This window comes from Mycolicibacter engbaekii, assembly GCF_002101585.1.
GTDB lineage: Bacteria > Actinomycetota > Actinomycetes > Mycobacteriales > Mycobacteriaceae > Mycobacterium > Mycobacterium engbaekii.
Map to the genome: position 1 here is coordinate 20,735 of NZ_LQOT01000011.1, position 21,545 is coordinate 42,279.

Here is a 21,545-nt window from a genome sequence, read left to right on the forward strand (position 1 = left end):
CGCCTTTCCGGGTTGGATCCTCGACTTGAAATCGAAATGTAACACGTTCTAGTTTGTGTGTTGTGGCTCTCAACATCGCCGACTTAGCCGAACACGCCATCGACGCTGTCCCCGATCGGGTCGCCCTGATCTGTGGGACCGAACAGCTGACCTATGCGCAGCTAGAGGAGAAGGCCAACCGGCTGGCCCATTACCTGATCGAGCAAGGCGTCAAGAAGGACGACAAGGTCGGCCTGTACTGCCGCAACCGCAACGAGATCGTCGTGGCGATGCTCGGCATCATCAAGGCCGGCGCCATCCTGGTCAACATCAACTTCCGTTACGTCGAGGGCGAGCTGCGCTACCTGTTCGACAACTCGGACATGGTTGCCCTGGTGCATGAGCGTCAGTACGCCGATCGGGTCGCCAACGTGCTGCCCGACACCCCGAAGGTCAAGACCATCCTGGTGGTCGAGGACGGCTCCGACCTGGACTACCAGCGCTACGGCGGGGTGGAGTTCGAGGCGGCGCTGGCGCAGAGCTCGCCCGAGCGTGACTTCGGCCCGCGCAGCGAAGACGACATCTACCTGCTCTACACCGGTGGTACCACCGGGTTCCCCAAGGGCGTGATGTGGCGCCACGAGGACATCTACCGCGTGTTGTTCGGTGGCACCGACTTCGCCACCGGCGAGCCGATCGCCGACGAGTACGACTTGGCCAAGCAGGCCGCCGCCAACCCGCCGATGGTCCGTCACCCGATCCCGCCGATGATCCACGGCGCGACCCAGTCGGCCACCTGGATGTCGCTGTTCAGCGGCCAAACTGTGGTGCTGGCACCGGAATTCGACGCCGACACGGTATGGCGCACCATCCACGAGCACAAGGTCAACCTGCTGTTCTTCACCGGGGACGCGATGGCGCGTCCGCTGCTGGATGCCCTGTTGGCCCACCAGGACGCCGGCAACGAGTACGACTTGTCGTCGCTGTTTCTGCTGGCCTCCACCGCGGCGCTGTTCAGCCCGAGCATCAAGGAACGCCTGCTGGAGCTGCTGCCCAACCGGATCATCACCGACTCCATCGGGTCCTCGGAGACCGGTTTCGGCGGCACCAGCATCGTCGCCAAGGGCGAAGCGCACACCGGCGGCCCCCGGGTCACCATCGACAAGAACACCGTGGTGCTCGACGAAGACGGCAACGAAGTCCAGCCCGGTTCCGGCGTGCGGGGCATCATCGCCAAGCGTGGGCACATCCCGGTCGGTTACTACAAGGACGAGCAGAAGACCGCCGAGACCTTCCGCACCATCAACGGCGTGCGGTATGCGATCCCCGGCGACTTCGCGCAGGTCGAGGCCGACGGCAGCGTGACCATGCTGGGCCGCGGCTCGGTGTCGATCAACTCCGGCGGGGAGAAGATCTACCCCGAAGAGGTCGAGGCCGCTCTCAAGACCCACCCGGACGTCTTCGACGCGCTGGTGGTCGGGGTGCCCGACGCCCGCTACGGCCAGCATGTCGCCGCGGTGGTGCAGGCCCGCGGCGACGCCCGGCCCACGCTGGAGGAGATCAACACCTGCGCGCGTACCGAGATCGCCGGCTACAAGGTGCCCCGCAGTCTGTGGTTCGTCGACGAGGTCAAGCGCTCCCCGGCGGGCAAGCCGGACTACCGCTGGGCCAAGGAGCAGACCGAGGCCCGGCCGGCTGACGAGGTGCACGCCAAGCACGTGACGGTCGACAACTAGATTCGCCGACACCTTTTGCCGGGGAGCCGCCCCCGGCGAGGCGGTGTCCGAGCTAGTCTCTTTCGATGCAGCGACTTTCGGGCGTGGACGCCGCGTTCTGGTCTGCCGAAACGGCGGGCTGGCACATGCACATCGGTGGACTCGCGATCTGTGACACCACCAATGCGCCGAACTACAGTTTCGAGCGCGTCCGCGAGCTGTTGATCGAGCGGCTGCCGCAGCTACCGCAGCTGCGCTGGAAGGTCAGTCCCGCCCCGCTGGGTCTGGACCGGCCGTGGTTCGTCGAGGACGACGAACTCGACATCGACTTCCACCTGCGACGCATCGGCGTTCCCGCGCCGGGCGGCCGGCGCGAGGTCGAAGAGCTCGTGGGGCGGCTGATGTCCTACAAGCTGGATCGATCGCGCCCACTGTGGGAGATGTGGGTGATCGAGGGCGTCAACGGCGGCCGCGTGGCGACCCTGACCAAGATGCATCATGCGATCGTCGACGGTGTCTCGGGCGCAGGACTGTTCGAGATCATGCTGGATGTCACGCCGGAACCGCGACCGCCGGAGCCGGCGACGCACGGCAAGTCGAACGGGGCCGCCATGCCCCGCTACGAGCGCCGGGTGGTGGAGGAGCTGGTCAACGTCGCGGTGATGACGCCGTACCGGATCGGCCGACTGGTGCAGCAAACCGTCCGCCAGCAGATCGCCACCGTGGGGCTGGGGCTGCCCCGCAAACCCCCACGGTATTTCGACGCCCCGGTGACCCGGTTCAACGCCAGCGTCGGGCCGCAACGGCGGATCAGTGCCGCCCGCATCGAGCTTGCCCGGATCAAGGCCGTCAAGGACGCCTACGGGGTGAAGCTCAACGATGTCGTGCTGGCCATCGTGGCCGGTGCCGTCCGCCAGTACCTGGGCGAGCGCGGTGAGCTGCCCGACAAGCCGCTGGTGGCCCAGATCCCGGTGTCGACCCGTAACGAGGAGAGCCAGGGGGAGGTCGGCAACAAGGTCAGTTCGATGACGGTGTCGATGGCGACCGACATCGAGGGAGCGGCGCAGCGGCTCAAGACCATTCACGCCAACACCCAGAGTGCCAAGCAGATGGCCAAGGCGCTGTCGGCCCACCAGATCATGGGGCTGACCGACACCACGCCGCCCGGGCTGCTGCAACTCGCCGCGCGCGCCTACACCGCGACCGGACTGTCGAATCGGCTGGCCCCGATCAACCTGGTGGTCTCCAACGTTCCGGGACCGCCGGTTCCGATCTACATGGCCGGGGCCGAACTGGAGTCACTGGTCCCGCTGGGTCCGCCGGTGATGGACGTCGCCCTGAACATCACCTGCTTCTCGTACCGGAATCACCTCGACTTCGGATTCGTGACCACGCCGGAAGTCGCCGAGGACATCCACAAGATGGCCGACGCCATCGAGCCCGCGCTGGCCGAGTTGGAGCGCGACATCGACCGGGGCAAGAACCGGACCGGCCGGCGCTGAGCGCTACCGGCCCGGTAGCGCCTGAATCACCCGGATCATCGGGGTCAGCAGCTTCTGCCACACCGGCCCGGAGATCCCCGGCGGCGGGTCCAGATTCAGGACGCGGGCGGTGGAGACGGTCTGCGACTCGGTGTACTTGAGGATTCCGTCGGCACCGTGGCGGCGGCCCACCCCGGAGGCCTTCATGCCGCCCATGGGGGCGGCGACGCTGCCGAAGGCCAGCGCGTAGCCCTCGTCGACGTTGACCGTGCCGGACTTGATGCGCGCGGCGATCGCCTCCCCTTGGGACTTGCTCGCGGCCCACACGCTGGCGTTCAGCCCGTACTCGGTGTCGTTGGCCTTCGCGATGGCCTCTTCGACGTCGGCGACGGGGTAGATGGAGACCACCGGGCCGAACGTCTCGTTGCGGGCGCACTCCATCTCGTCGGTGACGTCGGTCAGCACCGTCGGCTCGTAGAACAGCGGGCCGATGTCGGGGCGGGCCTTGCCGCCGGCGATCACTTTGGCGCCCTTGACCTTGGCGTCGTCGACGTGGTTGGAGATGGTCTTGACCTGGTCTTCGGAGATCAGGCTGCCCATGTCGGCGTTGAAGTCATAGGTGGCCGAGAGCTTCATGGCGCGTACCTGCTCGGCGAACTTGGCGGCGAACTCGTCGGCCACCTCCCGTTCGACGTAGATCCGCTCGATCGAGATGCACAACTGCCCGGCGTTGGAGAAGCAGGCGCGGGTGGCGGCCTTGGCGACCTCGGACAGGTTGGCGCCCTTGGTGACGATCATCGGGTTCTTGCCGCCCAGTTCGGCGGAGAAGCCGATCAGTCGGGCGCCGCACTGTTCGGCCAGGGTCCGGCCGGTGGCGCTGGAACCGGTGAACATCAGGTAGTCGCACTGCTGCACGATCGCCGTGCCGACCACCGAGCCCGGGCCGGGCACCACTGCGAGCAAGTCGCGGGGCAGACCGGCCTGATACAGCAGTTCGGCGTTGGCCAGGGTGCAGTACGGGGTCTGGCTGTCGGGTTTGATCACGACGGCGTTGCCGGCCAGCAGCGCGGGGATGGCGTCCGAAATCGACAGTGTCATCGGATAGTTCCAGGGGGCGATGACGCCCACGACACCCTTCGGGTGGTGGTTGATGACGGTCTTGACGATGCCGGGCAACAGCCCGGGGACCCGCTTGGAGGCCAGCAGTTTGGCGGCCTGACGCGCGTAGTAACGCGCGTTGAGCATGATGTCGAGGATCTCCTCCTGCGCCGCCGAACGTGCCTTGCCGGTCTCGGCCTGGCAGACGTCCATCAGGAAGTTCCGGTTGGCGATCACCAGGTCGCGGTAGCGCTCGATGATGGCGCAGCGCTCCTTGACCGGGCGCGCCGCCCAGACGCGCTGGGCTCCGCGGGCCTTGACGAATGCGGCCGCCACATCCTCGGCGTTGCCGACCGGGATGGTGGTCAGCGGCTGACCGGTGAAGACCTCGTCGATGGTCTTCGACTGCCGCGCGTCGATGTCGTCGATGGCGGCCAGCTGACGCAGCCGGTCGAACTCTGCGGCGGACGGGGCGGGCATGGGTGTCTCCTACTCGCGGGTAACACGTGGTTAGCGGCCAACCTACCCCGCGCAGCGGCCACCCGGTAGCTCGGCGGCATGAGCACTCAGCCACTGGGTCAGCTGGTTGAGTGCCGCGACCCCCGATCCGAAGCTGCCGTCTTTCGGCTCAGCGGCCAGCGCCACCGCCAGATCACCGCGCGGTGTGCCGACGATGCCGAACTGGCGCACCAGATACCCGCCGCCCTGGCCCGGGCCCCAGCCGCCCTTGGTCGGGGCGCCGATGCCGGCCAACCCCCAGCGCTGGTCGGTCACCGTGTTGCGCATCAAGCCGTAGACGGGTGCGGCGGCGGGCATGCAGGGCAGATGGGCGGCGAACACCGCTTGGCGGGCCAGCGGCCACTGGGTCTGGCCGAAGGCGCTGAATTCAGGACGCAGTCGCCGGGACTCGACGGCGGTGCCGGTGTCGCCGCCGGCCCGCAGCACGGCCTGCACCTGTTGGGCGGCCTGGGGTGCGGGCCCCAGGGAGGACCACAGCTGTTCGGCGGCGTCGTTGTCCGATGCGGTGACCGCCTTGGCCGCCAGTTCCTGGGCGTTGGGGCGGTTGGCGTGGATCGCCGCGATCGCCAGCGGAACCTTGATGGTCGACCAGGCGACGCCGCTCTGCAGCGAACCGAGCGTGACGACGCCGTTCTGGCCGACCGGGGCATAGGCGATGCCGACGTTGCCCGGGATGGTGTTGGCCAGCTGCGCGAACGATGCCTGCAAGGGCTCCGCGGAGGCGGGGGCGGGCAGGATCAGCGGCGCCAGCGCGGCCAGGACCGCGACGAGTATTCGGCGAGCGGCAAGCATTGGATCAGTATTGCCTGCCGATCGACCGAAACGGCGGTGCCCAGCGGTGGGTCGGCGGGTCGGCGCGGTGCCCGCCTGCCACACGTGAGCAAGGCCGCAGAGGTGAAAAATCCGTCGAAAATCCGCACTTTTTTCTCTTCTCACCTATCGTTTCGCCTATGGGATATCCAGTGGGCGTCGTGGCGAGCGCAGCGGCGGTAATGGCCTCAGTCGGAATCATCGGCGCTCCCGTGGCCGCCGCGCAGCCGGATATCTACTTCGTCGTATCTCCGAGTGGAAACATCGCGTGCGCGGTAGGCCCTGACTGGGTCCGGTGCGACATCCAGGATCGCGATTGGTCACCACCGCCGCGGCCGTCGGACTGTCCGAGCCAGACCGGATACGGGCAGGGCATTCAGCTCGACGCCTACGGTAAGGCGCAGTTCGTCTGTGCCGGAGACACCACGTTCGGCGGGGACGCGAGAACCCTCAAATACGGCGAACGTGACAGTACGACCACCCATCTGTGCACCAGCGAGACGTCCGGTATCCGGTGCGAGAACCGGGACGACCACGGCTTCATCATCAGCCGCGAGTCTTACGAACTCTTCTGAGCAGGGTCGTTCACCGCTGCGCCAACACCGCCATCTCCGGTGCCAGCACATCGGTCAGTGCCGACCACGGCACCGTGATCACCGGCAGCCCGTGTGCGAACTGGTAGTCGGCGAAATGCAGTTCCATACCCTGCTCGGTCGGAATCCAGTTCGCGAAGTTCGCGGCGACCGGTCGGTTGCCGGGTTCGTCGGCCATCGGGGTGCCATCGCCATAGACGTCCGGCCAAATCTGTTTGGTCTGCTGTGAAAGTCGCTCGAGGCCGGCTTGCTCATCGGCGAACAGGTCTGTGAGCGTGATCGGTTTGGCCGTGCGACTGTCGATCACCACCGTGCTCACATAGTTGCTCGGGTGTGCTGCGCCTTGTGCGTAGTAGACACCGGTGAGAAGTTGCGCAATCGCCGTGGGCCGAAACGTCAGCGTCGGCGTCACTTCGAAGGTCCATGATGATGCGCCGGTGCCGGCATCACGGCGCACCTGGTCGATCTGGTCGCGGGCTGACGCTTCACCGGCTTTGTTGAAAGCCTGGGCCACCAGCGGATCGCCTTCGGACACCTGGCCCACTTCAGCGTGCCAGTGCCCGTCGCCGCCTGGGGTGGCGCCCTCGATCACGGTGGCGGTGACGGCGTAGCTCCTACCGTTGGACACCTGTGCATCCGGCGTGGCCGACGGCAGGGACGCCTCCGATGCCTCCGGCGCTTCCGACGGCGCGGAGGTAGTCCGGGTCGGCGTCGGTTGTGTTGGTGCCGAGCGCGTTTCGGCGGTACACGACGCGATCAGGGCGGAGGTCGCCAGGACGATCACGGCGGCCGATGCCAGCCTTGTCCTACCCATCAGCTGCCCGATCTTCTCCGATTGTGAGCGCCACCAGCAGATCATCGCACCTTCGTCGTGGTCGGATGCGCTGTTTGGCGCCGGAGATTGTCGCCAAGCAGCGGAAGTTCCCGGCCGCGAATCCATATCGGACGGATCTCATGCCGGTGCGGCCGTGGGTCTGTCATCGTGGGTGTCATCGAGCCGGTCGACCACCCCCGCAACGCCGTGAACCAGGAGCACATCGATGTACGTTCGCCGCAGTCTGGCGATGCTGGATGCAGTGCGCGGCTCGGTGCTGCTCTGCGCGCTGCTGGGACTGTGCGTCACGGCGCTGCCGTTCGTCGCGAACGCGGCCTTCGGACCGCTGATGCAGGCGGTCGCGGCTGCGGGCATGAGCGGGGGCCTCGCCGAGGTGTGGGGTTCGCATGGCTCCCTGCTGAGCCGCGAGGGCGGCGGTGCGGGCCTGATCGGGTGGCTGGCGACACCGATGACCTTCGCGACATTGCTGGCCATCTGGTCGATTTCGCTGGTGGCAGCGCAGGCTCTGAGCTTCGCCAATGCCTGGATAGGCGCACACGTCGAGCGAAAGCTGCTGACCGCGATCCTGCAGCGGGTGCACGACCATATTCAGTCGCTGTCGCTGGATTTCTTCATCGGTGCGCGCAGCGGTGCGTTGATCCAGCGGGTACAGCTGGAGGCGCCGTGCGTGCAGCGGCTGTTGACCGAATGCGTTGTCCCGCCGGCGGTGGACGCCGTGGTGTTGGTCGTCGCACTGTGCTATCTGCTGGCGCTGTCCTGGCCGATGACGATCGTGGCGCTGGTGTTGACACCGCTGGCGCTGGTGGCGCTGCGCTTCGCCGGCAGAGGCCTCCAGGCGGCCACGCAGCGCGCGATGCTGGCGAATCGGTCGATGGGCAGTGAACTCGCCGAGACCACCAGTGGGATCGCCGATATCCAGGTTTTCAACGCGGGGAGCCGGCGCAGCGAACTGTTCCGCGAGTCCTCGATGGCGGCGACGAAGAACATGGCGTGGATGCGGATCTGGATGCAGGCGTCCACCCATGGCGTCCAGGTCTTCATCGCGCTGAGCACGGTCTTGGTGTTGCTCAGCGGGATCGCGTGGGGCGACCGGTTCGGTCTGAGCTTTGCCGGCCTGGTGGTGTTCATCGCCTATGTGCCGACGATGTTTGCGGCCGTGCAGCGAATGGTGCTGGCGTACACGACGTATAAGTCGATCCTGCCCCACGTCGCATCGACGTACGAACTACTCGACACCGAACCGACGGTGCGCGATCGACCGGATGCCGCGGCACTGCCCGCGGTCCGCGGAAACCTGGTATTCGACGACGTGTCGTTCAGTTATTCGCCGCAACAGAAGGTTCTCGACGGCCTGTCCTTCTCGGTTGAAGCAGGGGAGACGGTCGCGCTGGTGGGTCCGATCGGGTCCGGCAAGTCGACCGTCTTCAATCTGATGCTGCGGTTCCTGGAGCCCCAGCGTGGACGGATCCTGTTGGACGGCAACGATATCAGTGCGGTGACGTTGCACTCGCTGCGGGAACAGGTATCCAAGCTCGCGCAGTTCCCGTTCTACCTGAAGGACACGATTCGAGAGAACGTGCGGCTGGGCAGACACGACGCCACCGACAGCGACGTCGAAGAGGCCTGCAGACTGGCCCACGTCCATGCGGTGATCGTCGATCCGGCCAAGGTGCGTGACGGCTACGACACCGTCGTGGACCTCGAGGTGCCGTCGGGGGGACAGAAGCGGCTGATCGCATTCGCCCGGTGCCTGCTTCGCCGGCCGCAGGTGCTGCTGCTCGACGAGCCGACGGAGAACCTGGATGCCGATCAGCGGGCCCGCGTGACCGCGGTGATCCGGGAATACGCCCAATCCCGGACCTGCCTGGTGGTCAGCCACGACATGGATTTCATTGCGGCCGTGGCAGACCGGATCATCGTGCTGAACCACGGCAGGGCCGTGGAGCAGGGCACTCATGCGGACTTGCTGGATCGCGGGGGTCTGTACAAGCAGCTCTACGAAGCCGACAACGACTCCGCGCAATCGGGTGGTCCTGCGCAGACCGACGGCTCCGCCGCCTTGCAGGGCGCTGTTGTCGAGTGACCGTACGCCGGTTAGGCGCTCAGGCGCGCGGGGGCAGCGGTGCCGCCGTCTCGGGAGTGTCGCAGTGGCGGTTGTACCAGCCCATGTAGCCGTAGCCCGTGCTGCTGTCGGAGAGGTAGTTCCCGCTGCCCTGGGTGGTGGCGCGGACGTCGCCTACGTGCACGACCTGCGGGGGCGAATAGCTGCGCATCCTTCTAAGACCTCCATGATCGGTGGATCGCTGACCTGGTTACAAAAATGTACTTGTTGCCAAGGATGGCGACCAGGTGTTTGGCAGAATCAGTGCGTGGGCGCCGCGGACGGTCCGGTCAGCAGTCGCGGAGCGCCCACGTGATGCAGGTGGCGCAGCCAGACCTCGATCTGGATCGCGGTGTAGAACTGGGCGACGGCGCCGATCCGGCCCGCGGCGCGCAGCGCATCAGTCCACGCATCGGCGTCGGCGTAGCCGCGGTCCACCAGCTGCGGGCGTTCGCCCAGGTACTCGCGCCATCGGGAGTTGCGCTCGAAGCCGTGCAGCATGGCCTCGTCGGCGATCGGCTTGGACCGTCGCCGAAGGACCTTCTCGCTGACCAGTCCCGCGAAGGCGTATCGCTGCACTGCTCGGTCGACCCGGGGATCCACCGCGATGTCCCACGGGGTGGTCATCGCCAAGTCGACCAACGGCGGCGTCAGCAACGGATGCCGCAGGTCGAACGTGGCCGGCGGAAAGATGTGGCGGCTTCGGGCGAATTCCACGCCGCGCAGCACGTTCTCGACAACGGCCTGGCCGTGAACCGTCGGCGCCCGCATGGTCGTGGTGACCTGGGTGCGGCCTTGCAGATGATGGCCGTCGACGTACTCCCGGCGTAACCACGGTGCCGCATCGGCGATGCGCGCCGACGGTTGCAGCGCCAGGGTTCGTCCGCTTCGCCATCGGCGCCGGCCCTCGACGGCCGCACGTCGCACCCAGAACCCGGCGGAACGGCCCAGTTCGGACTCGGCACTCCACCGCAGCGCCTCGCGCCGCAGCGCTGCCAGCCGTCCGGCGCGCAGCAGGTCGGCCAGGTACCAGGGCAGCAGACCCGCGAAGAACACCGCATCGCCGCCTTCCCCGGTCAACAGGGTCGATACGCCCAGCTCCTGCGCGACGGTCTCTTCGGCGGCGCTGGGCGCCCAGTTGAGAATCCGCCGGGTCGGTGCGGGCAGGAAGACGCCCAGGTCGGGTCCCGCGGCGAAGGTGGCGTGCTCGGTGGCGTCAATGGGATGCCACGACACCGGTGTGGCTTCCAGAGCCGCGCGAACCCACGACGACTCGTCGCTGCCCGGGTGACCGGGATGAACGAAGCTCAGCGCATGGATCGGCGCCACAGCAGTGGCGGCGGCCAAGACCGTCGAGGTGTCCAGGCCGCCCGACAACTCGACCGCCTGGGCGCCATCGGACGACAACGCCGCTGCGACGGCGCGCTTGACGGTGTCGCGCAGGAGCTCCTGGTGACCGTCGAAGGTCTCCCGGAGCGGTTCCGCCGACGGCCGCCAGCCCCCGCGCAGCCGGGGACGGCCCGTCTGGCAGGTGGCGAATTGGCCCATTTCCAGCCGTCGTATGCCGCGGTAGGGGGTCCGCGGGCCCAGGTGCATGCCCGTGCTGAACATGTCGGCCAGATATTCTTCGTCCAGTTCGCGCCAGGCTCCGGTCTCACGGACTAGCGCTCCCAGGTCCGTCGACACCACGGTCGAACTCGGGCGGGCGGCGTAGTAGAGCGGCCGCAGGCCCATCCGGTCGCCGATCAGCACGGCATCGGAGGCGCTCACGACCACAGCCGCGTACTCGCCGATGAGGTGCTCGACGGCATCGGCCCGCCATCGCCGAATCCCGGCTTCCACGATCCGGCCCGGCGAGGCCGATGTGGGCAGGTTCAGCTCGGTGCGCAGCGGGCCGGGATGCGCCAGGTAGCCGTGGAACCAGACGGCGGTGTCGCCGACGACCTCATGCTCCGGCCAACCCTGGGTCGGGGCCTGCGCGTCGGTGGGCAGCGATACCAGAAACCCCTGAAGTTCGGCCGGCATCAGGCCTGCTGGATCACGGTGAAGCGCTGCAGGACAGCAGCACTCTCGTTGAGCGCGACGCCGTCCAACTCCACCCATGCATGGGCTTCGAACGGGTAAAGCGCAACTCCTATCACGTGCTGAGCCGGCCACCCGGCCGTCCGGAGGAAGCGGGTCAGGGCCAGGGAACGCGGCAGACAGTCCAGTGGCGCTTGGCGGGCGGGATAGATGCCCTCGGCGGTGCGAAAGCGCTGTGTCACCAGCCGCAGCTCTGCCCGTGGCTCCGTGGTGTCGGCGATCGGCTGGGTGCGCTCGCGGTAGGCGGCGGCGAAACCCCGTCGCAGGGCGCGGTCTGCACTTGCTCGTTCCCGCAAGGCGCGCACGAGCGTCGGCCGCCGCCGCGGGGCGCGGACGGCACGCGGGGTGTCGGGCTGTGGTGTCCGGACCAGCCGGCCCGCGGCCACCTGTGCGGCGGCGAACTCGGCGATGTCGGCCTCCACGGCAGCCGCCGGAACCCCGTATTCGCCGGCCAGGCCCGCGATATCGCGCTCCTTCGGCGGCCGGGCCAGCTGCGCCCACATTGCCGTGCCGATCTCATCGACCACGTCATAGCGGCCGGCAGACAGGTCAAGCAGCACCAGCCGGCCGGCTACCTCGGCGCACCGCAGGGTGGGCGCGCAGAACAGCTGGGGCAGTGACCTGGGTCCAAGATTTTGCACGGTGTCGGGTGATTGTCGAGGTTGCTGGGCCAAGAAGGCGACGTGAGGCGCGCCCAATAGTGCAGTTATACGCCCACATTTCCGAAATCGCGGCAGAAACCGCAAACCCCGTCGCTGCGGGACGTCAATCGCAGACCAGCTGCAGGCTCTCCAGCCGCCGGACCAGCAGGCTCGGCAACCATCTGCCCACATCGGCAGCGCGCAGTTCGGTGGTGTTCGCGAGCAGTTGGCCGATGACGATCTGCGCTTCCAATCGCGCGAGGGCGGCACCCACGCAAAAGTGGATGCCCTTCCCGAAGGTGATGTGCATCTTCCCGCCCGGACGGTCCAGCCTGAATTGGTCGGGATCGTCGAAGTGGGCCGGATCGCGGTTCGCCGCACCCCACAGCAACAGCAGGCGCGAATCGGCGGGAAGCCGCACGCCGCATAGTTCGGTGTCGTTGACCACGTGCCGATAGTGACCCCGAAACGGGGGCTCGTATCGCAGCACTTCCTCGAGGAATGCACCGAGCAGCTCCGGCTGCCGGCGCAGCTGGCGCTGGACGTCTTGGTGCGTGGCCAGAATCCACGCCGCAGAGCCGATCAGGGACGCCGTTGATTCGCCGCCGGCGCTGAACAAGATGATCATCATGGTCAGCGCGGTCAGGTCCTCGAGCTCGCCGCGCGCGCAGGCCATGGCCAGGTCGCCCAGCAGATTGTCCTGAGGATCTGCGGCGGCCCGTTGGAACTGATCGGCGATGTAGCCCGCCAGCTCCATCACGGCCATGCCGGCCGCGGTGAGCTGGTCTTCGCTGACCAGCCCCTCGACCACCTGGGTCGCCGCGTACCCCCAGCGGACCAGCTTGTCGGTGTCGGAGTCGGGTACGCCGATGATGCGTCCCACGATCATCATCGGGAGCCGATTCGCCATGGCGCCCATCCACTCGATACGCCCCTGGCTCAGCTGGGCGTTCCACAGCTGCTCGCCGGTCTCGGCGATAAACGGCTCGAACGCTTTGATTCGCTTGGCCGCCAATTGTGGAAGCAGCGCTTTGCGGTGCATGGCGTGGGCGGGTTCGTCGGCGGTGGCCAGCACATGGCCCTTGCCGCCCAGACCCTCCATCGCAAACGTGCCGACGTCGCCGCCGGGCTGATAGGTCATGGTCGCGGTCAGGTTCGAGGAGAAGTCCTCGGGCCGGGCAATGGCCTCGTTCACCGCATCCCAGCGGCACACCGCGTAAAAACCCGAGTCGCCGATGCGATGAACCGGTGCGCTCTCGGTCATGCGCCGGTAGAGCGGGTACGGGTCCTGCACGTAGTTGTCATCGAACAACAGCATGCCCAGCTGGCCTTCGCGCATCGTCACTTCGTCACGCTGACCGGTGCACACGTGGTGCGTCAACCATCGAAGCCAATGTTGAGATTCGCCGATCACCCGCGGCGGGTGCGTGCCGTTTCAGGCCGCTGAATGCACCAGCGCGAATGCTGAGATTAATGTCTGATTATGTCTCAACCCTGAGACGATGCGAACACGCGAATCGGGAGGCGGGACCGTGGCACGAGATGACTGGCTCTTGGGCGCCGAACGACGCGCGGCAGCCGCAGACCGCATCTATGCAGCCGCCACCGAACTCGTCCTGCGCGACGGGCTGGAGGCCTTCGACATCGAGGCGCTGGCCCAGCAGGTGCACTGCTCGCGGGCGACCATCTACCGCTACGCCGGCGGTAAAGCCCAGATCCGCGACGCCGTGCTCCTGCGCCTGGCGGCCCGCATCGTCGATTCGGTCCGAACTGCCGTGCAGGACCTGAGCGGACCGGAGCGCGTGGTCAAGGCGATCACCGTGGCCCTCGAACACATCCGCGCCGACCCGGTGCGCAAGATGATGGTCGGTGTCACCAACGGCCGTGATCTCACCGAGCTGCCCGCGTCGCCGGTGCTGGGCCGTCTCGCCGTGGACCTCACCGGAATCGCCGCCGACGATCCACAGGCGGCCCAGTGGATCGTGCGGGTGGTCATGTCACTGGCGATATGGCCCATCGGTGACAGCCACGCCGAACAGCAGATGGTGCGGCGATTCGTCACGCCGGCCTTCAACTGATCGGCGGTACACCAGCGTCTTTGGCGGAAATGGTGCGGTTACCGACAGATCCGGAATACCGGATCGGAGCACCCGGTACCCTCGGCGGACAACACCCGTTTGAGCACCTTGAACGTCTCGGTGCGCGGCAGTTCGTCGGACACTCGCACATAGGACGGCCACTGCTTGGGGCCCAGGTCGGGTTGCTCAGCGAGAAAAGCGCGGAACTCGTCGGCGTCGAACGACGCCCCTTCGGCCAGCACCAGTGCCGCCATCACTTGATCGCCTACCGCGGGGTCCGGGATCGGATATACCGCGACCTGGGCGACAGCATTGTGGCGCAACAGGATCCGTTCGATCGGCGCGGTACCCAGGTTTTCCCCGTCCACCCGCATCCAGTCGCCAAGCCGACCGGCGAAGTAGGCGTAGCCGGCCTCGTCGCGGTAGGCCAGGTCGCCGGAGTGATAGATGCCGCCGGCCATCCGTTGCGCCTCGGCCTCCGGATCGCGGTAATAGCCCCGGAACTGGCCGCGCCCACTGGCGTTCACCAGCTCGCCGACCACGCCGGGCGGGCATTCCTGGCCGGTTTCGACATCGATGATGGTGTTCCCATCGATCAGTGGGCCCAGTGCGCCGGGCGGAGTGTCCGGTGTGCGCCCGATCGCCACCCCGCCCTCGGTGGAACCGAAGGCGTCGACGACCGTGCAACCGAAGCGGGCCGCGAACCGCTCCAGGTCCCGCGGCGCACCCTCATTGCCGTAGAGCAGGCGCAGGGGGTTATCGGCGTCGTCGGACTGCACGGGCGTTGCCAGCACGTACGACAGCGGCTTGCCCACGTAGTTGGCGTAGGTGGCCCCGAACCGGCGCACGTCGGGAATGAACCCGGAGGCGGAGAACTTGCGCCGCAACGCGATCGACGCGCCCGCGGCAACCGCCACCGACCAACCCGCCATCACCGCGTTGGAGTGGAACAGCGGCATGGACAGATAGCAGACATCGGAGGTGCCCAGCCCGAATCGTTGCGACAGCATCACCCCCGGAAACGCCGCCTTCCACTGGGTGCAGCGCACCGCCTTCGGGTCGCCGCTGGTGCCCGAGGTGAAGATCAACATGAACAGTTCGTCGGCGTCGACGTCGCGGAAGGTCACCGGAGCACCGTCATAGCCGGCCAATTCCGCGTTCCACCCTGGTGATTCGACATCGATCATGCCCGCCACCTCGACACCGGCGGTCTTGTCGGCCAGTACCAGCTGACAGTCGGCGTGGGCGACATCGCGCTGCAGCGCCGCTCCTCTGCGGGTGGGGTTCAGGCCCACCGGCACGATGCCGGTCAGTGCGGCGGCCACCAGCACCGTCGAGAAGAAAGGGGTATTGCCCAGCAGCACACCGACATGCGGCGGTTTCTCCGGGTCGAGGCGGGCCCGCAGTGCGGCGCCCAGCCGGGCTCCGGCAGCAATGTGATCGCGCCAGCTGACGAAGCTGTCCTGGTAGAAGATGCCCCGGTCGTCCACGTCGGCCAACGGCGCCAGTAGAGCTGTAACGGTGGGCTGCTCGCCGAGGAGGGTCGGTGCTGACATGGGGGTCAGATTAGTGCTGCAATAGGGCGGTGACTGATTTCGAGGCCATAGAAGCCATCAAGGGCGTCAAGTACCGCTACCTGAGGGCACTGGACACCAAGCACTGGGACGACTTTGCGGCCACGCTGACCGAAGACGTCACCGCCGACTACGGCAAGTCGATGGGCAGCGACCACACCTTCACCGACCGCGAATCGCTGGTGGAGTTCATGCGCAACGCACTGCCGGCCAACCTGATCAGCGAGCACCGGGTCAACCACCCCGAGATCACCCTCACCGGAACCGACACCGCCACCGGCATCTGGTACCTGCAGGACCGGGTGATCGTGCCCGACTTCAACCTGATGCTGATCGGCGCCGCGTTCTACCACGACACCTACCGCCGGACCGCCGACGGCTGGAAGATCAGCGCCACCGGTTACCAGCGCACCTACGACGCCACCGTTCCGCTGTCGGACCTTCCCGGGTTCAAGGTGACGTTCGGGGATGCGCTGAACCGCTGAAGCGCCCGGCCCGGCCAACTACGCCGGTGTTTCGGCCAGTTCGCGGCCGATCGCCAGCAGCTGACCGGTGGTGCCGCCGAGCGCGAACTCGGTCTGCTTGGCCGCCAGAAAGTACCGGTGGATCGGGTGGTCGGTGTCGATACCGACTCCGCCGTGAATGTGCACGATGCTGTGCGCCACCCGGTGCCCGGCCTCAGCCGCCCAGAAAGCGGCCGTGGCCACCTGGGTGGTCGCCGGCAGTCCCTCGCTGACGCGCCAGGAGGCCTGGGTCAGAGTCAGCCGCAGGCCCTTGACGTCGATGTAGCCGTCGGCCAGCCGCTGCGAGACGGCCTGGAAGCTGCCGATGGGCTTGTCGAACTGCTCCCGCTCACGGGCGTATTGGGCCGTCAGGGCCAATCCGCGCTCCAGCACGCCGAGCTGGTAGGCGCTGTGACCCAGCGCCGCGAGACTGATCAGGTGGTCGAGCGCGTCGGCGCCACCGACGCGGCGCTCGGCCGCCAGCTCCGCCCCCGCGAACTCCAGGTGCCCGACGCTGCCGCGGCCGGTGGTGGCCAACGGCGTGATCGTCACACCGGGATCGGTGGCGGCCACCAGGAACACCGCGGTACCGGAATCCGTCTCGGCCGGCACCAGGAAGGCGTCGGCGACGGGCGCGAAACCGACCTGGGTGCGGGTACCGGTCAACCGGAATCCGCCGTCAGTCGCCGACGCGGCGACCGGGCCCTCGCCCATGTCGCCGTCGAGTGCGGCGGTGAGGATCTTCTGGCCGGCCACAGCCGGAGCGCCCCACTGCTGCTGCAGCTCGGCGGAGCCGAACTTCGCCAGCGTGCCGGCGGCCAGCACCACCGACTCCAGGTACGGCACGGCAGCCAGCTGACGCCCGAGCGCGGTCAGGATCGCCGTCTGCTCCAGCACACCGAACCCGCCGCCGCCCAGCGACTCGCTGGCCGCGCTGGACAGCACGTCGGCGTCGACGAGCTTGCGCCACAGGTCGGTGTCGAAGCGTTGCTCCAGGGCGTCCAGCGCGCGCTGGTGTTCCGGGGTGCACACCGCGTCGACGATGGTGGCGACCAGCCCCGAGAGGTCGTCGGATGCTTCGGTGGTGGTGAAGTCCATGAGTGCGTTGCCTCCAAAGTCCTTGGGGTAGTTAGGTCAGCGGTTACGGGGCAGGCCCAGGGCGACCATGCCGATGATGTCGCGCTGCACTTCGTTGGTGCCGCCGCCGAACGTCAGGATCAAGCACGCGCGGTGCATCCGTTCCACCCGTCCGCGCAGCAGTGCGCCGGGGGAGTCCTGGCGCACGGTGGCGGCGGTGCCGAGCACCTCCATCAGCAGCCGGTAAGCCTCGGTGGCCAGCTCGGTGCCGAAGACCTTCGCCGCTGAGGCGTCCGCCGGGGACGGCGCGGCCTTGTCCGAGGAGGCCAGCTCCCAGTTGATCAACTTGAGCACTTCGGCCTTGGCCAGCACCCGCGCCAGATTGAGCTGCACCCACTGGGAGTCGATGATCCGGTTGCCGTGCGCATCCTTGGTGTTCTGCGCCCACTCGCGAACCTCTTCGAGAGCCACGAAGATCGGCTGCGCCGACACCAGCGCAACGCGCTCGTGGTTGAGCTGGTTGGTGACCAGCTTCCAGCCCGCGTGCTCCTCGCCGACCAGGTTGCTCACCGGCACCCGCACATCCTGGTAATAGGTGGCGCTGGTGTCCGGGCCGGCCATGGTGTGCACCGGGGTCCAGGAGAACCCCTCCGCGCTCGTGGGAACGATCAGCATCGAGATACCGCGATGCTTCTTGGCTTCCGGGTTCGTCCGGGCCGCCAGCCACACATAGTCGGCATAGGCGATCAGCGACGTCCACATCTTCTGGCCGTTGATCACGTACTCGTCGCCGTCGCGCACCGCGGTGGTGCGCAGCGAGGCCAGATCGGTGCCGGCGCCCGGCTCGGAGTAGCCGATCGCGAAGTGCAGCTCACCCGCCGCGATCTTGGGCAGGAAGAACTTCTTCTGCTCCTCGGTGCCGAACGCCATGATCGTCGGGGCGACGCTGTTGATGGTCAGGAACGGCACCGGGGCGCCGGCGATCGCCGCCTCGTCGGTGAAGATCAGCTGATCCATCGCCGAACGCGCCTGGCCGCCGTACTCCTTCGGCCAGCTCAGCGTCAACCAGCCGTCCTGGCCCATCTGGGCCACGGTCTCGCGATAAACGTTGCCGGTGCCGTACTCGCCCTGAGTCGAACTCAGTGCCTCGCGCCGCTCCGGCGTCATCAGCGTGGCGAAGTAGGACCTCAGTTCGCTGCGCAGCTCTTCTTGGGCCGACGTGTAGCTGATCTGCATCGGGGGAGTCCTTCGCTGGTGATCGGTGTCACGATAAGATTCAGTTCGACAGCTCGTTGTAACACGTTCTATTCCCGGGGTCCAACGGCCCTAGCGGGTCGTTTGGGGACGCTGTCTGATCGTATGGTGACACTAGTAGACGACGTCGGCCCGACGTGCTCGGTCGGCGCAGGGCTTTAACAGGAGAATGTCATGCGAGTTGAGGTAGATCTGGATCGTTGCGAGGGCAACGCGATTTGCGTCGGAATCGACCCCGACCTCTTCGATCTGAACGACGACGAGCAGGCAGAGGTCAAATTCGCTCCGGTTCCCGCCGACCGGGAAGCCCACGCGGAGCAGGCGATCGCCGAATGCCCGCGCGCCGCACTGCGCCGCGTCGAGGACTAATCTCCACCGGCAACGACTAGAGGTATTCATAACCGCCGGCGCCGCAAGGCGCCGGCGACGCATAAGGAGCGGCGTAGATGACTGACAGCGCGAGGGATCTGACCGGCAAGGTCGCCGTGGTGACCGGCGCGGCCGCCGGCCTGGGCCGAGCAGAGGCGATCGGGTTGGCCCGCTCCGGGGCGACCGTGGTGGTCAACGACATTGCTGCGGCGCTGGAGTCCTCCGACGTCATCGACGAGATCGCCGCGGCGGGCGGCAAGGGCGTGCCGGTGGCCGGCGACATCAGCCAACGGTCCACCGCCGACGAGTTGGTCAGCACCGCCGACGGCCTGGGCGGGCTCAACATCGTCGTCAACAACGCCGGGATCACCCGCGACCGGATGCTGTTCAACATGACCGACGACGACTTCGACGCCGTGATCGCGGTGCATCTGCGTGGGCACTTCCTGCTGACCCGCAACGCGGCCGCCTACTGGCGGCAGAAGGCCAAAGAGTCCGACACCGGAACCGTCTACGGCCGGATCATCAACACCTCGTCGGAAGCCGGCCTGATGGGACCGGTCGGCCAGGCCAACTACGGCGCGGCGAAGGCCGGGATCACCGCGCTGACGCTGTCGGCAAGCCGGGCGCTGAGCCGCTACGGCGTGTCCGCCAACGCGATCTGCCCGCGGGCCCGCACCGCCATGACCGCGGATGTTTTCGGTCAGGCCCCGGATGTGGCGGCGGGCGAGATCGATCCCCTGTCGCCCGAGCACGTGGTGACTTTGGTCCGGTTCCTGGCGTCGCCGGCATCCGCGGCGGTCAACGGCCAGGTATTCGTGGTCTATGGACCCGAGGTCACCCTGATGGCCGCACCGACGGTGGAGCGCAGGTTCAGCGCAGACGGGCAGGCGTGGAACCCCACCGCGCTGTCGGACACCCTGGCCAACTACTTCGCTGGGCGTGACCCCGCCCGCACCTTCTCCGCCTCGGAGTTGATGGCCGGCGACTAGCGTCCATTAGAACGCGTTCCACCGTGTCGTGGGTCACAAATGGCTGTGACCAGGGCAAATGTCTCATGCGTTGAGCTGAGAACGGCCTTTTGACTCTGAGAACGTGTTCTAGTTAGTATGATCCGGCTCACGTCTGGCGGCGTCCGAATTGCACGAACGACACCGGTCGTAGGAGGTTGCCGGATACAGTTTTGCGACCACCGACGCCGCGGAAGCGCACTTGCGGGAAGGACGTGCCTTGATCGAACAGCTCACGGTTCCGGCCCGGGCCGTGGGCGGTTTCGTCGAGATGTCGATCGAGACTTTCCGGGCCATGTTCCGCAGGCCGTTCCAGTACCGCGAGTTCCTCGATCAGACCTGGATGATCGCCCGCGTCTCGCTGGTGCCGACCCTGCTGGTCGCAATCCCGTTCACCGTCTTGGTGGCGTTCACCCTCAACATCCTGCTGCGTGAGATCGGCGCCGCCGACCTGTCGGGGGCCGGCACCGCTTTCGGCACCATCACCCAGTTGGGGCCCGTGGTCACCGTGCTGGTGGTCGCCGGTGCCGGCGCCACCGCCATCTGCGCCGATCTGGGCGCGCGCACCATCCGCGAGGAGATCGACGCGATGCGGGTGCTGGGCATCGATCCCATCCACCGGCTGGTGGTGCCGCGCGCGCTGGCCTCGACGTTCGTCGCGCTCCTGCTCAACGGGCTGGTGTGCGCCATCGGCTTGGTCGGCGGCTACGTCTTCTCCGTCTTCCTGCAAGGCGTCAACCCGGGCGCCTTCATCAACGGCCTCACGGTGCTGACCGGACTGGGCGAGCTGGTGATGGCCGAGATCAAGGCGCTGCTGTTCGGTACCGCGGCCGGACTGATCGGGTGCTATCGCGGGCTGACCGCCAAAGGCGGACCTCAAGGCGTCGGCAACGCGGTCAACGAGACCGTCGTATACGCCTTCATCTGCCTGTTCGTCATCAACGTCGTCATGACCGCGATCAGCGTGCGGGTGTTGGTCAAGTGAGCTACGACGCCACCCTGCGGTTCCGGCGGTTGTTCCGCTGGATGCCCAAAGCCGTCGACAACTTCGGCGAGCAGGCCCTGTTCTACGCCGACTCGATCCGCTACGTCCCCAACGCCCTGACCAAATACCGCAAGGAGACGGTCCGGCTGATCGCCGAGATCACCATGGGCACCGGCGCCCTGGCGATCATCGGCGGAACCGTCGGCGTGGCCACCTTCCTGACGCTGGCCTCCGGTGGGGTGATCGCCGTTCAGGGCTTCTCGTCGCTGGGCAATATCGGCATCGAGGCGTTGACCGGATTCCTGTCGGCGTTTCTCAACGTACGGATCGTGGCGCCCGTGGTCGCCGGGATCGCCTTGGCCGCCACCATCGGCGCCGGCACCACCGCCCAGCTCGGTGCCATGCGGGTCGCCGAGGAGATCGATGCCGTCGAATCGATGGCGGTCCATGCGGTGTCGTATCTGGTGTCCACCCGGTTGGTCGCCGGCCTGATCGCGATCATTCCGCTGTACTCGTTGTCGGTGCTGGCCGCGTTCTTCGCCGCACGCTCCACCACCGTGTTCATCAACGCGCAGTCGCCGGGCCTCTACGACCACTACTTCGACACCTTTTTGATCCCGACCGACTTGCTGTGGTCCTTCCTGCAGGCGATCATCATGTCGATCGCGGTGATGCTGGTGCACACCAACTACGGATTCAACGCCGCCGGCGGTCCGGTCGGTGTGGGCATCGCCGTCGGTCAGGCCGTGCGGACGTCGCTTGTGGTGGTGGTGGTCATTACGCTGTTCGTTTCACTCGCCGTGTACGGCGGGTCCGGTAACTTCAACCTCTCGGGCTAGCA

Annotated in this window: 20 protein-coding genes; 10 read left to right on the forward strand and 10 right to left on the reverse strand. The window is 67.1% G+C overall.

The features are described from left to right. The first annotated feature begins 62 nt into the window (after window positions 1-62). Both AWC02_RS01985 and AWC02_RS01990 read left to right on the forward strand, forming a co-directional pair. Entirely contained in the window at window positions 63-1,715 is a 1,653-nt protein-coding gene (locus AWC02_RS01985; RefSeq protein ID WP_085126738.1) for an acyl-CoA synthetase, read from the forward strand. A gap of 65 nt (window positions 1,716-1,780) precedes the next feature. Beyond that, window positions 1,781-3,196 (forward strand): WS/DGAT/MGAT family O-acyltransferase, encoded by a 1,416-nt coding sequence (locus AWC02_RS01990; protein WP_085126740.1) that lies wholly within the window; start codon window positions 1,781-1,783, stop codon window positions 3,194-3,196. 3 nt (window positions 3,197-3,199) lie between these two features. Here AWC02_RS01990 and AWC02_RS01995 read toward each other — a convergent pair whose 3' ends face one another. Next, the gene (locus AWC02_RS01995; protein WP_085126742.1) at window positions 3,200-4,753 is read right to left on the reverse strand and encodes a succinic semialdehyde dehydrogenase; all 1,554 of its coding nucleotides are present in this window, start codon (window positions 4,751-4,753) and stop codon (window positions 3,200-3,202) included. A 42-nt stretch (window positions 4,754-4,795) separates the two neighbouring features. Next, window positions 4,796-5,584, reverse strand: a complete 789-nt coding sequence (locus tag AWC02_RS02000) for a serine hydrolase (RefSeq protein WP_237160286.1) — start codon at window positions 5,582-5,584, stop codon at window positions 4,796-4,798. Between the two features lie 158 nt (window positions 5,585-5,742). Between AWC02_RS02000 and AWC02_RS02005 the strand changes: the two genes are divergently transcribed. After that, window positions 5,743-6,177 carry a DUF6636 domain-containing protein gene (locus tag AWC02_RS02005; protein WP_085126744.1) on the forward strand — a complete coding sequence of 145 codons (435 nt, stop codon included), beginning with the start codon at window positions 5,743-5,745 and terminating at the stop codon, window positions 6,175-6,177. A 10-nt stretch (window positions 6,178-6,187) separates the two neighbouring features. Here the strand turns inward: AWC02_RS02005 and AWC02_RS02010 are convergent, their stop codons facing one another. Next, complete coding sequence (locus AWC02_RS02010) at window positions 6,188-6,823, reverse strand: DUF3298 domain-containing protein (RefSeq protein ID WP_237160287.1); 636 nt, start codon at window positions 6,821-6,823, stop codon at window positions 6,188-6,190. Between the two features lie 412 nt (window positions 6,824-7,235). On the opposite strand from AWC02_RS02010, the gene AWC02_RS02015 reads away from it, so the two are divergent. Then, a complete protein-coding gene (locus AWC02_RS02015) occupies window positions 7,236-9,113 on the forward strand; it encodes an ABC transporter ATP-binding protein (RefSeq protein ID WP_085126746.1) in 1,878 nt (625 codons plus the stop codon). A 19-nt stretch (window positions 9,114-9,132) separates the two neighbouring features. Here AWC02_RS02015 and AWC02_RS21065 read toward each other — a convergent pair whose 3' ends face one another. The 4 genes from AWC02_RS21065 to AWC02_RS02030 form a co-directional block, all read right to left on the reverse strand. Beyond that, complete coding sequence (locus AWC02_RS21065) at window positions 9,133-9,303, reverse strand: lasso RiPP family leader peptide-containing protein (RefSeq protein ID WP_109560825.1); 171 nt, start codon at window positions 9,301-9,303, stop codon at window positions 9,133-9,135. Between the two features lie 89 nt (window positions 9,304-9,392). Next, the gene (locus tag AWC02_RS02020) at window positions 9,393-11,156 is read right to left on the reverse strand and encodes an asparagine synthase-related protein (protein WP_165757825.1); all 1,764 of its coding nucleotides are present in this window, start codon (window positions 11,154-11,156) and stop codon (window positions 9,393-9,395) included. Further along, window positions 11,156-11,773, reverse strand: a complete 618-nt coding sequence (locus tag AWC02_RS02025) for a lasso peptide biosynthesis B2 protein (RefSeq protein ID WP_165757826.1) — start codon at window positions 11,771-11,773, stop codon at window positions 11,156-11,158. Before AWC02_RS02025 ends, AWC02_RS02020 begins: the two co-directional genes overlap by 1 nt. Before the next feature lie 205 nt (window positions 11,774-11,978). Further along, entirely contained in the window at window positions 11,979-13,193 is a 1,215-nt protein-coding gene (locus tag AWC02_RS02030; RefSeq protein WP_207567976.1) for a cytochrome P450, read from the reverse strand. A gap of 193 nt (window positions 13,194-13,386) precedes the next feature. Between AWC02_RS02030 and AWC02_RS02035 the strand changes: the two genes are divergently transcribed. Then, on the forward strand, window positions 13,387-13,932 hold the full coding sequence (locus AWC02_RS02035) for a TetR/AcrR family transcriptional regulator (RefSeq protein ID WP_207567975.1): 546 nt from the start codon (window positions 13,387-13,389) through the stop codon (window positions 13,930-13,932). A gap of 38 nt (window positions 13,933-13,970) precedes the next feature. Here AWC02_RS02035 and fadD17 read toward each other — a convergent pair whose 3' ends face one another. Beyond that, window positions 13,971-15,488 (reverse strand): long-chain-fatty-acid--CoA ligase FadD17, encoded by a 1,518-nt coding sequence (fadD17, locus tag AWC02_RS02040; protein ID WP_085126754.1) that lies wholly within the window; start codon window positions 15,486-15,488, stop codon window positions 13,971-13,973. A 29-nt stretch (window positions 15,489-15,517) separates the two neighbouring features. Between fadD17 and AWC02_RS02045 the strand changes: the two genes are divergently transcribed. Further along, window positions 15,518-15,991: a nuclear transport factor 2 family protein gene (locus AWC02_RS02045; RefSeq protein WP_085126756.1), complete on the forward strand. Its 474-nt coding sequence runs from the start codon at window positions 15,518-15,520 to the stop codon at window positions 15,989-15,991. An 18-nt stretch (window positions 15,992-16,009) separates the two neighbouring features. Here the strand turns inward: AWC02_RS02045 and AWC02_RS02050 are convergent, their stop codons facing one another. Both AWC02_RS02050 and AWC02_RS02055 read right to left on the reverse strand, forming a co-directional pair. Beyond that, window positions 16,010-17,107 carry an acyl-CoA dehydrogenase family protein gene (locus tag AWC02_RS02050; protein WP_085126757.1) on the reverse strand — a complete coding sequence of 366 codons (1,098 nt, stop codon included), beginning with the start codon at window positions 17,105-17,107 and terminating at the stop codon, window positions 16,010-16,012. Window positions 17,108-17,143: 36 nt separating this feature from the next. Then, window positions 17,144-18,322 carry an acyl-CoA dehydrogenase gene (locus AWC02_RS02055; protein ID WP_085126759.1) on the reverse strand — a complete coding sequence of 393 codons (1,179 nt, stop codon included), beginning with the start codon at window positions 18,320-18,322 and terminating at the stop codon, window positions 17,144-17,146. Between the two features lie 192 nt (window positions 18,323-18,514). Between AWC02_RS02055 and AWC02_RS02060 the strand changes: the two genes are divergently transcribed. The 4 genes from AWC02_RS02060 (at window position 18,515) to AWC02_RS02075 (ending at window position 21,543) form a co-directional block, all read left to right on the forward strand. Then, the gene (locus tag AWC02_RS02060) at window positions 18,515-18,709 is read left to right on the forward strand and encodes a ferredoxin (RefSeq protein WP_046316706.1); all 195 of its coding nucleotides are present in this window, start codon (window positions 18,515-18,517) and stop codon (window positions 18,707-18,709) included. 77 nt (window positions 18,710-18,786) lie between these two features. Further along, window positions 18,787-19,701: a 3-oxoacyl-ACP reductase gene (locus AWC02_RS02065; RefSeq protein WP_085126761.1), complete on the forward strand. Its 915-nt coding sequence runs from the start codon at window positions 18,787-18,789 to the stop codon at window positions 19,699-19,701. A gap of 238 nt (window positions 19,702-19,939) precedes the next feature. Continuing rightward, window positions 19,940-20,704 carry an MlaE family ABC transporter permease gene (locus AWC02_RS02070; protein ID WP_085126763.1) on the forward strand — a complete coding sequence of 255 codons (765 nt, stop codon included), beginning with the start codon at window positions 19,940-19,942 and terminating at the stop codon, window positions 20,702-20,704. Further along, the gene (locus AWC02_RS02075) at window positions 20,701-21,543 is read left to right on the forward strand and encodes an MlaE family ABC transporter permease (protein ID WP_085126764.1); all 843 of its coding nucleotides are present in this window, start codon (window positions 20,701-20,703) and stop codon (window positions 21,541-21,543) included. The genes AWC02_RS02070 and AWC02_RS02075 overlap by 4 nt, the downstream gene beginning before the upstream one ends. The last annotated feature ends 2 nt before the right edge of the window (window positions 21,544-21,545 follow it).